Consider the following 16,017-nt stretch of genomic DNA (forward strand, 5'->3'; position numbering starts at 1 on the left):
TGTACTATGTAGAAAACTGCCCGGCAGTATCATAATAGCCAATAACATAGGGCGGGCGAATTATTACTAGGACAAGAGGTGTCGGTGAATTGGAAGGGGCACAGAAGCAGTATGTGGTCATTGAATTGGGAATTGAGAAATATGCGTTCCCGATTTCAGAAATCTATGAAATTATCAAGATGCAGAAAATTACTGAGGTCCCTAACAGCAAGGTGTTTTTGGAAGGTGTAACGAACCTGCGCGGGAAGATTGTTCCGATCATCAGTCTTCGTAAAAAATTTATAATGAAGGAATGTGACCGGACCAAATCCTCACGCATTGTGGTTGTTAATCATAGAGACGGAATTGTCGGAATTATTGTGGATGGCGTTCGGCAGGTAACGCGGTTTCTAGACATTCAGCCGGCTGCCGAGACCGTGACCGGTCTGGATGGACGCTATTTTGAGGGAATAGGAAGCTCGGAAGAAGGACTTGTCAGCATCTTAAATATAGAACAGGTACTGGGCCAGTAGGAGGTTGACTGCAGGTGAGCGGTCTGAATCGAACGGAGCTTATGGCTTTTTTTCTAGCCGAAGTGGATGAACAGCTGTTTGTGCTGGAGCAAGAAATTCTTAGATTGGAAGAAGATAAGAACTCGCCGGAAATCATCCAGACCATATTTCGGGTTGCCCATACCCTGAAGGGCTCGTCGGCCGCAATGGGATTTGATGTAATGAAGCAGCTCACACATGAGATGGAGAACGTCTTGGATAAAATCCGCCATCGGCAGATGACTGTTAATCATGCGGTAGTGAATGTGCTGTTCCGGTGTCTGGATCATCTTGGAGCACTGAAGAAGCAAATCGAAACAGAGGGACAATGCTCGGCAGACATTGCCGCCATCGTTAAACAGCTTCATCAATTCGAGCATCAGAACGCTGCGGCTGAGCAGGAGAAGTCACAGGAACAGGAGTCTGGTGGCTGGATGGAACTGAATCCGGAACAGCTTAAAGAGGCAGTTGAGCATGGGTTCCAGATCTGGATTTGTGAGGTGCACTTCAACGAAGAGTGTGAAATGCGGGTGGCTAGGGGGCTTATTATTCAGAATAATCTGAATGATATAGGCCGTGTACTGGCAGTGTGTCCTCCCTTGGTGTCTGATTCGGAGTCGGCCATTCATTCGATCCGGTTTGCGGTCGCTGCAGAAGGCGGAGCAGAGACACTCAAGAGTGTGATTGACGGAACGGCGGATGTACAAGAGGTTCAGATCAGTCCTTTTCCGGTCGTTAAGCCTCTTGCAGCTGTACCGGTAGAGGAGCCTGCCAAGGGAAGAGAGGAACAGCGGAATCCTGCTCAGGCGAAGCCGAAGGCGGAGGAAGAGATCCGAAAGGTCGGCCAGACCATCCGGGTAGATGTAGAGCGCTTGGAGAATCTGATGAACCTGGTCGGTGAGCTGGTTATAGACCAGACAAGGATTGCTCAAGTTGGCGCTGTGCTGGGAGACAGATTCGCAGCAGACGAGACAGTGGATGAGCTTGAACAGATCTCCAATCATATTTCCCGTGTGATCGGAGAGCTGCAGGAGAGTGTGATGAAGACCCGAATGCTGCCTATTGAGCAGCTGTTCAACCGGTTCCCGAGAATGGTGCGGGACCTGTCTCAAACACTAGACAAAGAGATTAATCTGATCATTGAGGGCAAGGAGACGGAGCTCGACCGTACGGTCATTGAGGAAATTGGGGACCCGCTGATCCACTTGATCCGCAATGCGATCGATCATGGGGTTGAGGATGCAGACCAGCGGCGAACAAGCGGCAAGCCCGTTAGAGGTACGATCCGCGTAACGGCTCACCATCAGGAGAATCAGGTGGTCATTACAGTGGAGGATGACGGGGCCGGGATAGATGCGGAGAAAATCAAACAGTCTGCATTGCGCAAGGAGCTCATTACTGCGCAGCAGGCGGAGAACATGAAGGAATCAGAGCTTGTGCAGCTGGTCTTCCTTCCAGGATTCTCAACAGCCAAGGCGGTCAGCGACATATCCGGCCGCGGGGTTGGCATGGATATCGTACGCAGCCACATAGAGAAGCTGAACGGCATAATCGATGTAGAGACTTCAATAGGCGAGGGCACGACATTTACGATCAAGCTGCCGTTAACACTGGCTATACTGAGGGGTCTGCTGATCAAGCTGGCCAAAACCACATACGCGCTGCCGATGAGCAGTGTTATCGAAATTATGAGACTGCCGCATACCGAGATTGACTCCATCAAGGGACAGAATGTGGTGAAGGTGCGGGACAAGGTTATTCCGCTGGTCTGGCTGCACGATGCCTTCCATCTCCCCCGCAGCAGCAGAAACAGTAACAACTTGTTCATTGTCATCGTCGGTTCGGCGGAGAAACGGCTGGGCCTGGTAGTCGATGAGCTGATTGGTAACCAGGAGATTGTAGTCAAATCAATGGGCTCCTATATTGGCAAGCTGGATGGGGTATCAGGGGCAACTATTCTTGGAGATGGCAGTGTGGCCCTTATTTTGGACGTGACAGGTGTTTTCAAGCTGACAGGGAAGGAGTCGCAGCTCTTATCGGCAGAGCTTCCTGTCTGATGAATCTGCGAGGAGAACAGGGGGGTGTAGATGTGCCGGCAGATGGAAGGAGCGGGCAGCTGGTTACGTTTCGGGTCGGGACGGAAGAGTTCGGAGTCCCGATCATGGATGTGTATGAAATTATATTTGTTCCCGATATAACCTGCATTCCGAGATCCCCAGAGGCATTTATCGGAGTTATTAATCTCCGTGGAGAAATTATTCCGGTTATCGATATGGGAATTCAATTTTGGGGTGAGAAGGCAGATACAAGCAGGAAGCGTCGCATTATCGTGACAAGCTCACATCACCGCATAGTCGGACTGCTGGTAGATGAAGTAACCGAGGTGCTCAGAGTAGAGGAATCAAACAGAGTCTCTGCGCCCGGCTTGATGCATACAGCGCAGACAGCTTATATGAAAGCTATATACAACATGGACAGCCGGATTATCGTGCAATTGGACCTGGATCAACTGTTGAAACATGCAGACTTGGCATCTATACATCATGAGATTTACTAACTGGAGGGTTTGAGATGGGTTTCAAGCAACGTTTCATTAAGAAGTACATGGAAGATCAAGGGATATCCCGTGTCATTAGCCAGGCCGTTAATGATACGCAATTGGTAGATTATAAGCTGAAGGATCTGACAGCTATAACCTCGCAAATATCGGAGGGAACCAAGCAGCAGTCCGCAGCTGTTGAATCGACCGCGACTACACTGCGTGAATTATCCGCCTCCGTGGCAGGCGTAAGCCGTAATGCGGAAAGCCTGACCGCTTCTGCCGCCGAAACATCGGAAGCTATAGAAGAGATGGTGGTCTCCATCCAGCAGACCGCAGGAAACAGTGAGAGTGCGGCGGGTTCCGTCGAGCAGGTCTCAGCTTCACTGGAGCAGATGAGCCGTTCCATTCAAGGAGTGGCTGGAAATGCCGAGAGCTTAACCTCCTCCGCGAAGGAGACAACTGAAGCCATTCAGGAGATGGTGGCCTCGATCCAGCAGGTGGCGGATAACAGCGGCAGCACTTCCTCTTCTGTAGAAGAGGTATCCGCTTCCATCGAAGAGATGGGCAGATCTGTCCAGGGCGTAGCCGGCAATGCGGAGAGTCTGAGTGCAACTGCAGAGGAAACGACTGCAGCCGTTCAGGAGATGGTTGCTTCAATCCAGCAGGTGGCGGGCAATAGTGAAAGCACTGCGGGCTCTGTTGAGCAGATAACAGCCTCCATTGAAGAGATGGGCAAGTCCATTCGGGGTGTGGCCGGTAATGCGGAGAATCTGACGGCATCCGCTCAAGAGACAGCGGCAGCGATTCAAGAAATCGTCGTGTCGATTCAACAGGTGGCAGGAAACAGCGAGAGTACGACAAGCTCCGTCGAGGAGATTTCAGCCTCCATAGAAGAGATGGGCAAGTCCATCCGCGGGGTGTCGGGTAATGCGGAAAGCTTGACGGCTTCGGCGGAAGAAACCTCTTCGGCCATTCAGGAGATGGTGGTCTCCATCCAGCAGGTAGCCGGCAACAGCGAGAGCACTGCGGGTTCAGTTGAACAGATTACAGCATCGATCGAACAGATGGGCCGTTCCATTCAGGGCGTAGCCGGTAATGCGGAGAGCTTAACATCTACGGCCATCGAGACAACGGCAGCTGTGCAGGAGATGGTGGTTTCTATCCAGCAGGTGGCAGGCAACAGTCAAAGCACGGCGAGCTCCGTTGAGCAGATTACAGCTTCTATAGAAGAGATGGGCCGTTCCATTCAGGGAGTGGCCGGCAATGCGGAGAGCTTGACATCATCCGCAAGAGAAACCTCCGAAGCTATTCAGGAGATGGTGGCCTCGATCCAGCAGGTGGCGGGCAACAGCGAAAGCACGGCCAGCTCGGTGGAGCAGATATCTGCAACCATTGAACAGATGAGCAAGTCGGTTAGAGGAGTAGCGCTTAATGCCGAGCAGCTCCAGCGCTCCGCCGGGGAAACCTCGGCCTCGATCCAGCAGATGGCCGCTTCCATTGAGCAGGTTGCTAAGAATGCACAGAATGTCAATTCGTTGACCGATAAGGTACAGTCTGATGCAAAAGACGGGCAGAAAGCAATTAATGAGTCACTGGCGGGCATGAAGGAGATTGCGACTGTCGTCTACCAAGCCTCCAGTGTAATGGGGAATCTCGGCAAAAGCTCAGAAGAAATCGGAAGTATTATCGAAGTGATCGACGATATTGCGGAGCAGACCAATCTGCTCGCCTTGAATGCAGCCATAGAGGCTGCAAGGGCTGGTGAGCACGGCAAAGGGTTTGCTGTGGTAGCCGATGAAGTCCGCAAGCTTGCTGAGCGCAGCGCCAAAGCAACCAAGGAGATTGCTCAGCTGATCAAAGGCATACAGTCGGAAACCTCCGATGCAGTTAAGGCAATTAGTGTAGGTACCGAGAAGGTTGAGCAGGGGAGCAGGCTGGCTGACGAAGCAGGATCCGCGATTGAGAAAATTGTGACAGGCGTGGACAACATAACCCGTGAGGTCAGACAGATCACTACGGCTACAATAGAGCAATCCGCAGGGGCAGAGCAGATTGTAAGCACTGCAGCTATACTGGCAGAGCAGGCAGAAAAGGTAACCTCCGCCACCAGAGAACAGGCCTATGGCATGGAGGAGATTGTCAAAGGAATCGGCAGTGCCCGGGAGCAGGTCAGCCAGGTAACCGCGGCAACGGTAGAACAGGCGAAGCAGGCCCGAGATATTGTGAAGGCAATCGAGAATGTAACCAGGCAGGCTGAGCTTGTCACATCTGCTACAACAGAGCAGGCGAGCGGCGTTCAGGAGGTTATCAAGGGATCAGCCAATGCCCGGGAGCAGGTTCGCCAGATTACGGTGGCTACCGCAGAGCAGGCGAAGCAGGGCCGGGATATTGTCAGTGCTGTAGAGAATGTAACGAAGCAGGCAGAGCTTGTCACAGCAGCGGTCAAAGAACAGGCGCAGGGAGTAGGCGAAGTGATTCAGGGGGCGGCCAATGCCCGGGAGCAGGTTCGCCAAATCACGGTGGCAACGGCCGAGCAGGCGAAGCAGGGCCGGGACATCGTTCGCGCTGTGGATAATGTGACCAGCCAAGCCGAGATGGTGGCTTCAGCTGTCAAGGAGCAGGCTCTTGGTGTGGAGGAGATCATTAAGGGCATTGTAAATGCCCGGGAGCAGGTTCGTCAGATTACAGTGGCGACGGTCGAGCAGGCGAAACAGGGCCGGGATATCGTCCGTGCAGTGGAGAATGTAACGAAGCAAGCAGAGCTTGTTACCACTGCAACAAAAGAGCAGGCTGTGGGTGCAGATGAAGTCATGAAGGGCGTTGTAAATGCCCGGGAGCAGGTTCGTCAGATTACAGTGGCGACGGTCGAGCAGGCGAAGCAGGGCCGGGACATTGTTCGTGCAGTGGAGAATGTAACGAAGCAGGCGGAAGCAGTCACGCTGGCGACAAAAGAACAGGCTCAGGGTATACAGGAAATCATTCTGGGAGTAGCGAATGCCCGGGAGCAGGTTCGCCAGATTACAGCCGCAACGTCCGAGCAGACCAAGCAGGGCAAGCTCATTGTTCATGCGATTGAGAATATAACGAAGCAGGCTGAACGTGTAACAACTGCCGTCAAGGAACAGGCGGAGGGAGCGGCTGACATACTCACGGGCATTGTTAATACACGAGAGCAGGTTCGTCAGATTTCCGCATCGGCAGTCGAGCAAGCGCGGCATGGCAAGGATATCGTTAAGGCAGCCCGTAATGTGACGAAGCAGGCTTCCGAGGTGTCGGAAGTGACAAGAGTGGAGGCCGGACAGGTCGAACGCTTGAAGACCGCTTTGGAGGATACGGAGCGCGTCATGCTGCAGAACGTCAGGGATGTGGAACGCACGATTGCGGTAACCGGTGATTTGACTCAGCAGGCGATGAACGTTAAGAAATCACTGGATGAACTAAAGGTTTAAGGGGATACAAGTTCAGGCCATTGAAGGGAAGCGACCCTTCAATGGCTGTTTCATAAGGAGGGTTCGGTATGGTTGAGGCTGCCACGCAGGCTTCTGAGCCGACAATTAGACAACTGGCACTCATGATCTATAACTACTGCGGCATCCATTATATGGACAATCTGTCGTCACTCGAATCTAAGGTTGGGCGGCGTCTAACGGAGCTTGGGATGTCATGTTGGATGTATATGGAGTATTTGAAGCGCAATCCTGCCGAGTGGGATATACTCGTTGAGCTTGTTACCATTAATGAAACCTATTTCTTCCGGGAGGACGGACAGCTGAGCGAGCTGCGGGAGCTGCTGCGGACGGATTACCGGAATGCCGGGGGCTTGAAAGTCTGGAGTGCAGCTTGTTCGACGGGTGAAGAGCCTTACAGTATCGGGATGATGGTGCAGGAGTGCGGGGTACCGGTCCGGATTGTTGCCTCCGATATTAATAAGAAGGTGCTGAAGACGGCACGTGCAGGATGGTATCATAAGCATTCGCTCTGCTTCCGCCGGACAACTGCGGAGCAGCTCCACAGATTTTTTGATGAGCGTCTTGAGGGATACGAGGTGAAGAAGCACATTCGGGATCTGGTTGATTTTCGGAGGGTTAACCTGCTGGATAGCCAGCAAGTGGAGTCTGTGGGAGAGGTGGACATCATCTACTGCCGTAATGTGCTGATTTATTTTGATCACACGACGATATGCGGCATATTGGACAGGTTCTATGAGATCTTAAAGCCGGGCGGATATCTGTTCTTGGGGCACGCAGAGAGCATTCGCGGCTCTCATCCGGGATTCGAGACGATCAACAGGCGTTCGACCTTCTACTATCGGAAAGGAGGAGGATCTAGTGCAGCGCTATAGTGTGCTGATTGTTGAGGACTCGGCGTTCATGCGGAGGGCAATCAGCCTGATTTTGGAGTCGGACCCGGAGTTCTTCATTGCCGGAATTGCGCGTAATGGGCAGGAGGCATTGGAGAAGATCAGCCGCTTCAAGCCGGATGTTGTAACGATGGATGTAGAAATGCCGGAGATGGATGGGATTACGGCGTTATCTTTCATTATGAAGGAGCAGCCTCTGCCAGTTGTTATGCTCAGCGTGCAGACAGGGAATGGAACGGATGCTACATTACAGGCGCTTGAGCTTGGAGCGGTGGACTTTTTTCTGAAGAGCGATTTGATCAAGGATACAGGTAACGAGCGTGCTGTTCGTGATTTTCTGGCTCGCATGAAGATCGCGGCCAAGGCAAATGTCGGACGAGTGAAGCAAGAGTTGACGGCACCTCCTGTCCGGTCGGTCAAGGCTTCCGGTCGGGGGGCGGACTTCGCGGCGGACATGCTTGTTATTGGCTGTTCGACAGGCGGGCCATCAGCCCTGCAGACAATTCTCCCCCGTTTCCCCGCTGATATGCCAAGCAGTATATTTGTGGTGCAGCATATGCCCGAAGGCTTCACCGGCCCTTTGGCGGAACGGTTTAACACGATTTGTGATCTTCGCGTCAAGGAAGCGCAAGATGGTGACCTGATTACGCCCGGAACGATCTTCATTGCACCGGCTGGTTATCAATCCACCTTCATCAGGGGCACAGACGGTTCGGTCAGCATCTCAGTCCAGACGAATGAAGTGGAACAGGCATTGTACAAGCCCTCCGTCGATGTAACGCTTCGGTCAGCAGCCGCGGTATACGGCAGTCGGCTGGTCAGTGTTATTCTGACGGGGATGGGTGTTGATGGGCTGCAGGGTTGTGAGAAGGTGAAGCAGCATGGCGGACGTGTCATAACTGAAACCGAGGAGTCCTGTGTTGTATATGGAATGCCGAAGGCTGTCTTTGAAGCGGGTCTTGCAGATAAACAGGCCTCGCTCTCAAGCATGTATTATAGGATTATGTCATTTATCTACGGGTAGTACAGGATCTCTCCCGCGTCCTGCAAAAATTCAAAACCGCTTCGACACGCCGAATGCCCAAGTGGCACGCTGCGTATCAAAGCGGTTTGTTTTTTAAACCGATATTTTAATTCCAGTATAAAATGGGGCATGGAATCCATCAAGTTTACATATCAAGAGGAAAGCTAGTGTCCCGTAAAGACTGGGAGCGGACCCGCCTACCACCGGTACTGCCCGCATACCTTTCCTTTGGCAGAGGCCTCGGCTTTGAGGCTTAGATCGGCCATGCTGTCTTTTACTACATCCGGCAAGCTCTTGTTCAGATCATTCCAGTCTCCGCCGATGTTGGTGTTGCCGGGATCGGTGAAATCAATCGTAACAGGCCCGATGCCTATTTCCGCAATCCCGCCCCCGCTTACACAGTCCGTATCGAAGTTGCGTTCCATCTTGCCGCCGATCTTGCCGGACACCGGTCCAACTCCGCCTTTAACCGAGGCTTCAACAGAAGCGGAGTTTGGCGCAAGGTCTCCAGAAGGGCTGACCTCCAGCCCGCCGCCGGCACCGAAGCCCAGCTCACCGCAGACTGACATGCCCTCATCGGTAAAGCAGGCCTGGGCGCCGCCGCCTGCCCCCGCATACGCACTGCCTCCGACGCAGAACATGCCGCAAGGATCGCGCAATTGTACCGGGTTGTTGTTGACGTAGACATACAGATTGGCCTGATTGCTGTCATAGAGAATCGGGTCGCGGGCTGTCCACCTGCCGGAGGCAGGATCGTAGTCGCGGCTTCCGAAGCGGACCAGCTTCGTTGCTTCATCCGCCAAGCCGCCCGCAAATCCGAGCGCAAGCCCAAATGCCGGATTCGAGTCAGACAGCAGCACGCCGAAGCTGTCGTACCGCAGCTCCTTCACCGTATCGCCATCCGCATTGATGACGGCCAGCGGTGTGCCGACCGCGTCTGTGATGACGAGATAACGCGAGCCTCCGCGGTCGAATGCGGTAAGGAACCCTTCTTGGTTGTAGTAGTACACCGTAAGCGCACCCTGTGGATCGACAGAAGCGGTCAGCTGCAGCGCAGCATGCGGGTTGCCGTACAGGTAAGTAGTCGTTCCCTGGCTGTCTATTCGGGAAGTCCTTCTGCCGGTTGCGTCATACGTATACTGGATCGTCTCGCCGTTCACGGCTGCTTCGAGCAGCTCCCCGTGAACGCCGTAATGGAACCGGTCCGTGCCCCTTTCGGTCAAGTATCCGTCTTCGTTAAAATGATACGCGTCCGGCCCTACTTGCATCAATTGATCGTATGGCCCGTAGATGGCTGTTTCTTCAGGCGATCCGCTCACCTGCCGGCTGGTCCGGTTGCGGTTCTGATCGTACGTGTACGATTCGGTGAACGTTTCTCCCGCCGGGCTAACGCGGGTGGCATGAAGGAGCTGTCCATTTGCGTCGTATTCGTAGGTATAGGTCTCCGTTCCGTCCGGTGTCACGACTGTTTTTCCTGTCATCCAGCCCCGCAGATCATACTGGTACTTCACGGAATACAGATTTGGAATGACTTCTCCGCAATAATCCCCATCATTAGGCAGGCTGTGCATCGTCGTCAAAGCTCCGCCCTCAGGATATACACAGCCGGCTTCCTTGGAATAACGCAGCTCTTCCATTCTCCCCAGTTCATCCTGCGTTATCGAAGTGTGAAAATATTCGCCGTAGCATGGATTCCAGTCATCATCATTCTGGCAGAGCCCGGAGATTTGAGACCAGGAATGACGATCATCTGTTCCGCCGTAATAGAGGGGTCCGAACCCCAGCAGCACACCATCCACATCCCATGACAACGGGATATTGTAAACGGCATTCGTGACGGTCCCGTAAACGGCGGTTGGCACGGTCATCCGGATATTGCTCAAGTTCGAGAACCAATCATAGCTGTATTCGAATTGTGCATTCGCCTCGCCTGACCAGTTCATGCTGACAACCTCGGAATCATCATATTGATATTCGACGGATTGAACTCTTCCATTCGAAGTGCTCTTCATCCCGCTGATCCGATTGGTCCGACCTGCATATTCGAACGCCCGCTGCACATCCGGATCATTCATGCCGGTCATCCGGCCTCCCTCATCGTACTGGTATTCCAATTGGCGTCCGCTTGGCATTGTCACCTTCGACAGCTCGCCGCCAGGCGCAAACTCCCGCTGAACGGCCATATCCGGATTGCCGCCAGGCATGAAGCTTTCCAGCTTGTCGAGACCGGTGTAGCCCATCTCGTACAGCGCCTGATCCGGCATGACGATTCCGGTCAAGTTGCTGTTCGCATCGTACTGCTTGCTGTAGGTATTGCCACCCGGCTGACGGACGCTGACCAGGCGGTTGGCTTTGTCATACTCGAAATGCTTGCGGCTGCCCGAGGCATCCTCGGCTTCCACCATGCGATTCAGGCTGTCATACGTGTATCGGACGAACTGGGTTCCCTTCTGCATGGTCGAGAGACGGCCTTGGTCATCGTACTCATAAGTGGTGGGTGCATAGCCCTGGTTGTTCTCTACACGGACGACCTCGAACTTCTCGTTCATATGCGTCCTAACCTGCCTGCCGGCTAGGCTCGTCTCCGTATACATCCGCTGTGCCGCGTCATAATGGACGGATGAGGAAACTCCGTTAACCTTGTTGAGCACCGTGTATTCCTTTAGGCTGAACGGATCAGCAGTGTTCTCCAGCACGGCAAGCCGTTCCTCCTGGTATACGAACGGCTTGCCGCTCGGGGAGCTTACCCTCAGCTCAGCGAGGACGGGAACGGACATCCCCCAGCGCGGATCAGGCTTGAGTCTCTTGGTCACTTTCGTACCATCCGGATAGGCGATTTCCTGCCGTCCGTCCGGATAAGCGGTAGACACGGTGGAAGCCCCGTTCGAATCGATCGTTTCCCGCCGGATGGTGCCGTACATGTTCTGGATGCTGAACGTCGTTGTCCGTCCGGCAGGGGAGGTCAATGTGACCTGGTAGCCATCCTTAATAGAATGGCGTGACAGCGTCTTGACGCCTCCTTCAGGATCCTCTGCCGTAAGCAGTAATCCCGCTTCATCATAGCCGTATTTGCGTACATTGCCGTTCGGGTCTACAAACTGTGTAACCAGTCCGTTCGCGCTATATTGTATCTCATAGTCTTCACCAGCCGGGTTGACTACCTGAATCAATTCACCCTGTCCATTGACCGTCAACTCCGTACGCTGACCACTCGGTGCTGCAATCGCTATAGGGACACCGCTGGCATCCCGCTCGATGGTCACCGCATCACCGTAACGGTCGGTAATCGACAGCAGGCATCCGGCGTCATCGTACTGATACGTATAAATGATATGACCTGTAACAGCATCCAATGTCTTCAGGTGTCTGCCCGTACCCGTCTCAAATTCGAAGGCATACCGGCCTTCCTCGTCCACGGCTAAGTTTCCGGAAGTAACCGACGTCTTCTGGGTGAAACGGCTGTAGCTGTGGTCGGGATTGTCCTGATCAACGTTGACATAATAGATATCGCCGTCAGGAGATACAGTAGTAATATGAGCATGAATATGGAAATTCAGATAATCTTCTTTAATAAGCTGAAAATACCCCTCTGTCGTCAGCTTGAACATATCATAGTTAGGATAGAGGGACGAAATCATATAAAGGTTGCCCTGGTAGTCCACCTTGAAGCCTGACGTTATATTAGACATGATCTCTTCGGACACATGAGCGCCGTCATGAATTCTGGTGGTCTGTGCTCCATATGGCTCGGAATGAAAGATTAGCCTGACCATTCCATCTGGTGTGATTTTGCGGAAGCGGTCGCGGTAAGAGCTGTCACCATCCTGATCGTATAAGTAGATGCTGCCGTCCGTGCCAAGCTGGAAATCATCAATAAATCCGATCCTGCCAGGAGTGGCTGGTCCCTCAGGCGCTTGTACTTCGGCTGCTAGGCTGCTCATGACCTCGACAACTCCGTCTAAATCAGCCCGGAATAACCGATCGTCCATCAGCAGGTAGAGGCGTCCTTCACGGTCGACTTCAAAATTATACAGACGGCCGAGGCTGATCTCTGTTAGGGCCTGCCCCTGCTTAATGTTGCGGGCAGCCGTGCTGCCTCCGCCGGCAACCTTTACCCACTCCTCGGTTCCCTTTACTTTTCTCCATATGGTGGTTGGTTCATCCTGTGCTGACCAGTCAAATCCGGATACATACAGCTCCCCTGCTTGAGAGGCTCTCAGATGCAGAATCCCTTGAGCCGGAAGCTCCGATTCGATCAGATTCCCGCTCTCGTCTCTAGAGACGAGCCGGTTGCGGGCTCCTTCGGGTGTTTTTTCCTCCAGGATCATATGGATCGTTCCATCCGGCGTGATGGCCATTTGGTCATGCTTGCTCTGAATGATTTCATCGAGAGGCTGTACAACCTCCGAGCGGTACTGGCCCCCAAGGCTCAGCTGTCCTCCGCTGCCCAGATAGACGCGTGAACCGTCAGAGGCATGATGATTATTAAGACTCCATCCGGCTACTCCAGACTCTTCGAACGGATTGAGAGTGCTGCGGAGCTGGCCTTTCCATTCCCTGTCCACACTGACTGTAGCGCTGGCCCTGTTGCCGATTACCCTCCCGTTCTGGCCGCTCAGCCTGCCGAAGCTGCGGGTGAAGTCCGAAGATGAGGCGTAATAGGCGAGAGGATACTCATACAATACTTTGACATGATAAGACGTCTGGCCAAACATCTCGCGGCCGTACGCATCTTTACCATTCCACTCGTACGTATAGGTAAGATTCGGAGACGGGGTGAAGGTCTTCACGATCCGCTGGCCGGCCACCTGCAGTTCCATCCGGATTTCCTTTAGGGAGGAGGGGGCGGTGTCGCCCATTAACTGAATGTCGAGCACATTCGACTTATAGCCCTCCGTCCGTTTGCTGCTGTATACCAGGCTCATGCCCGTTCCCGTAACCGGGATAATTTCCTGCAGGCTCTGGTCCTGACAGCCAATAACCGAGCCTGACGTCTGGCACGGATCTTCTTCATCTGGTTTGTCTTCGTTTGGCGCCTCATCAGGAGGCGGCACTGCATCCTCCGGTGGGCCGTACGGCCAGTTGCAATCCCATGGTGTAAAATGCTCAATCGGTGAGCGCCATAGCGTATGACCCGGCTTGTACAGGGCTGCGAGCTGCCGGCGTTCGTCCAGGGTCATGCCGATTTCGGCGAGCTTGGCCTCGTCGTCAGGCTGACCATCTCCGTCCGAATCAATTGCGGCAACACGGCCGTCTGTGTTCAGCACCTGGATCACTTTACCGTTGTCTGAAGGGACCCAGGCGCCTAATTGGCGGTCATAGTAACCAATCGGCACAACCTCGCCGACAGGGAACTCAAGGAAGTTGTCTACATACAGGTGAAGCGGCTGGTTGAAGCGGATCTCGGCAGCACCTGCCTCAACTGCTTCATCGGCGGACAGCTCTACGGCATACGTATAGCCGACATGCGCAGGCAGATCTCCCGGCATGGACGATGGTCCATCTTCGCCAACTGTATATTCAGTCGCCCGCACATGAAGGCTCTCCAGCGGCTGCTTCGTTCCGTCCGGCATGATGAGCTCAGCGGTCGTGTTCTTGGGGAAGATCATCGTGGCCTGCCGTGTGCCGTCCTCATCTGTAACAGGGCTGCCCTGCGCAACCTGGACATGATCTGTATCGTTTAACCTGACTTCCGTTACTCGGCTGTCATAGGCTAACAATACGACATCCGGCAGGGAGGCGAAGTCATTCACCGGAACTGTTATTTTACGCTGGATGGGCATGTAGCCGTCTTTGCTGTATTCGACGACCAGCGTGCTGCCGCCATTGACGGCAAGGTCAAACATGCCATCGGTGCGGGTATGCGTATGCCCGTATTCGGGGTGATCCAGTATAGACACGGCCACACCCTCCAGAGGCTGGCCCGATGCATCGAGTACTGTGCCCCGCAGAACCGTAACGCGTTCTTCCCGTATCGTCCCTGGCTGCACACCCTTCTGAATCGGCTGGTCTCCGGTGTAGAGGAATGACGTCGAATCTGCGAACCGGGTCTTTCCCGTGACCTGCAGGGCGGGAGCAACAACAGCCGGATCGGAAGGTACATTCGGATCGGCCGGAGCAGCCGGTGTCGCTGCGACTGATGCCGACTTGGCGGATTCGTTGCCGCTCCGGTCGTAAGCGGTGACAGCGAAGTGGTATGCTGTGCCGTTGGTTAGACTCGAGAAGGTATGAGCGGTTTCTGTCTTCGCATCAAGAGCTTCTTTCCATGTCGCTCCCTCATCAACCGATACATAGGCTTTATAACCAGCGAGATCGCTGTCGTTAACAGCCTGCCATTCGAGCTTGACTGTGCCGTTCCCGGCTAGTGCCGTCAGCCCGGCAGGTATAGCCGGGGGTGTACGGTCTTCCACGGGTGGCGGATTGGTCCCGCCGTCCGGATTGCCTGGCGTTTCCCCAGGATTGCCGCCCGGATTCCCTCCAGGACTGCCGCCTGGGTTGCCTCCTGGATTTCCAATAGGGCTGCCGCCCGGATTGCCGCCGGAGCTGCCTGAACCCCCGGAGCCAACGGACCCGCCAGTCTGCGGTACAGGTGACTCAGTCCCATCCCCTTCAGGTTTCGCCGGTTCCTCTTCGGGTGGGGTGCCGGTCCCGCTGAGCTTCACTTGGGCGCGGTACAGCAGAACAGCCGTTTCCGCACGGGTCAGTTTGCGTTCTCCTCCGAATGTGCCGTCCGGATATCCTTGCAGCAGATTAGCATGAGTCAAAGCGGAAACGGCCGGGGCCGCCCACGAAGGAATGCGGCTGCTATCGGTGAAGCTGACACTTCCTTGCTGCTCAATATGCAGGACCCGGTCTAGCATGACGGCCGCTTCCAGACGATTTACTGCTTCGTTCGGACGGAACGTACCGTCCGGGTAGCCCTGCGAGATACCCCTTCGAACCGCTTGCCTGACTTCTGCGGCGAACCACTCATCCGTAACATCGCTGAACGTCAGTGTGGTGCCATTCAGTCCCGCGGTCTCCTCCGGGCTCAGCCTGTTCAGGAAAACCGCATATTCGGCCCTCGTGACGAGCTTCCCGGGCTTAAAGCTTCCGTCCGAATAGCCCTGGATAATACCTGCTTCCCTCAGCGAAGCGATCTCGCGCTCCGCCCAGGGAGGCAGTGCTTCGGATGAAGCTGCCGTCTCTGCCCGGGCCATTGAAATACCGGGAGGCAGCAGGCTGGTTGTAATCATGCTAAAGAGTAAAGCTGTAATCAAGATCCGGTAACAAGCTGGATGAAACCTCATTAATTCCCCGCCCTCCAATTTTTTGACAACAGCATGATATTCGTCACAATGGGACCAAATCCTTCCATGCTGTAAGGCGCTGATATTTAAAGTTGGTAAAGGGTGAGGAGGATGAGGAGGTTACGGGGGCGAACCCGGAGAGAACAGTGGGAAAACAGCGGACGGTGCTGCCTTGATCCCCGCCGCTTGCGTTCAAGCTGCAAAAGTGAGATTCTATCTAACTGAAGCCAGCTGTATGGAGCGGCAATCATTTCGCTGGGAGGCTGTGAGCT

7 protein-coding genes are annotated in these 16,017 nt (G+C 54.1%); 6 read left to right on the forward strand and 1 reads right to left on the reverse strand.

What is annotated here, in order from left to right; genetic code table 11:
• Window positions 1-89: 89 nt before the first annotated feature.
• The 6 genes from DNH61_RS12435 (at window position 90) to DNH61_RS12460 (ending at window position 8,456) form a co-directional block, all read left to right on the forward strand.
• On the forward strand, window positions 90-512 hold the full coding sequence (locus DNH61_RS12435; protein WP_111146976.1) for a chemotaxis protein CheW: 423 nt from the start codon (window positions 90-92) through the stop codon (window positions 510-512).
• A gap of 14 nt (window positions 513-526) precedes the next feature.
• On the forward strand, window positions 527-2,587 hold the full coding sequence (locus DNH61_RS12440) for a chemotaxis protein CheA (protein ID WP_245948159.1): 2,061 nt from the start codon (window positions 527-529) through the stop codon (window positions 2,585-2,587).
• A gap of 32 nt (window positions 2,588-2,619) precedes the next feature.
• Window positions 2,620-3,087 carry a chemotaxis protein CheW gene (locus DNH61_RS12445; protein WP_181438686.1) on the forward strand — a complete coding sequence of 156 codons (468 nt, stop codon included), beginning with the start codon at window positions 2,620-2,622 and terminating at the stop codon, window positions 3,085-3,087.
• Between the two features lie 14 nt (window positions 3,088-3,101).
• A complete protein-coding gene (locus DNH61_RS12450; RefSeq protein ID WP_111146978.1) occupies window positions 3,102-6,521 on the forward strand; it encodes a methyl-accepting chemotaxis protein in 3,420 nt (1,139 codons plus the stop codon).
• 68 nt (window positions 6,522-6,589) lie between these two features.
• Entirely contained in the window at window positions 6,590-7,414 is an 825-nt protein-coding gene (locus tag DNH61_RS12455; RefSeq protein WP_245948160.1) for a CheR family methyltransferase, read from the forward strand.
• Window positions 7,401-8,456, forward strand: coding sequence for a protein-glutamate methylesterase/protein-glutamine glutaminase (locus DNH61_RS12460; RefSeq protein ID WP_111146979.1), 1,056 nt, complete (start codon window positions 7,401-7,403; stop codon window positions 8,454-8,456). Before DNH61_RS12455 ends, DNH61_RS12460 begins: the two co-directional genes overlap by 14 nt.
• Window positions 8,457-8,653: 197 nt before the next feature.
• Here DNH61_RS12460 and DNH61_RS12465 read toward each other — a convergent pair whose 3' ends face one another.
• Entirely contained in the window at window positions 8,654-15,745 is a 7,092-nt protein-coding gene (locus DNH61_RS12465; RefSeq protein ID WP_111146980.1) for an S-layer homology domain-containing protein, read from the reverse strand.
• Window positions 15,746-16,017: the final 272 nt, after the last annotated feature.

Origin of the sequence: Paenibacillus sambharensis, from assembly GCF_003233845.1 — a bacterium.
Lineage (GTDB): Bacteria > Bacillota > Bacilli > Paenibacillales > Paenibacillaceae > Paenibacillus_I > Paenibacillus_I sambharensis.

What these genes read in the sequence shown, in the direction of transcription:
- DNH61_RS12450 (WP_111146978.1), top strand. Translation starts at nt 3,102, where the DNA reads ATGGGTTTCAAGCAACGTTTCATTAAGAAGTACATGGAAGATCAAGGG.
- DNH61_RS12455 (WP_245948160.1), top strand. Translation starts at nt 6,590, where the DNA reads ATGGTTGAGGCTGCCACGCAGGCTTCTGAGCCGACAATTAGACAACTG.
- DNH61_RS12465 (WP_111146980.1), bottom strand. Translation starts at nt 15,745, where the DNA reads ATGAGGTTTCATCCAGCTTGTTACCGGATCTTGATTACAGCTTTACTC.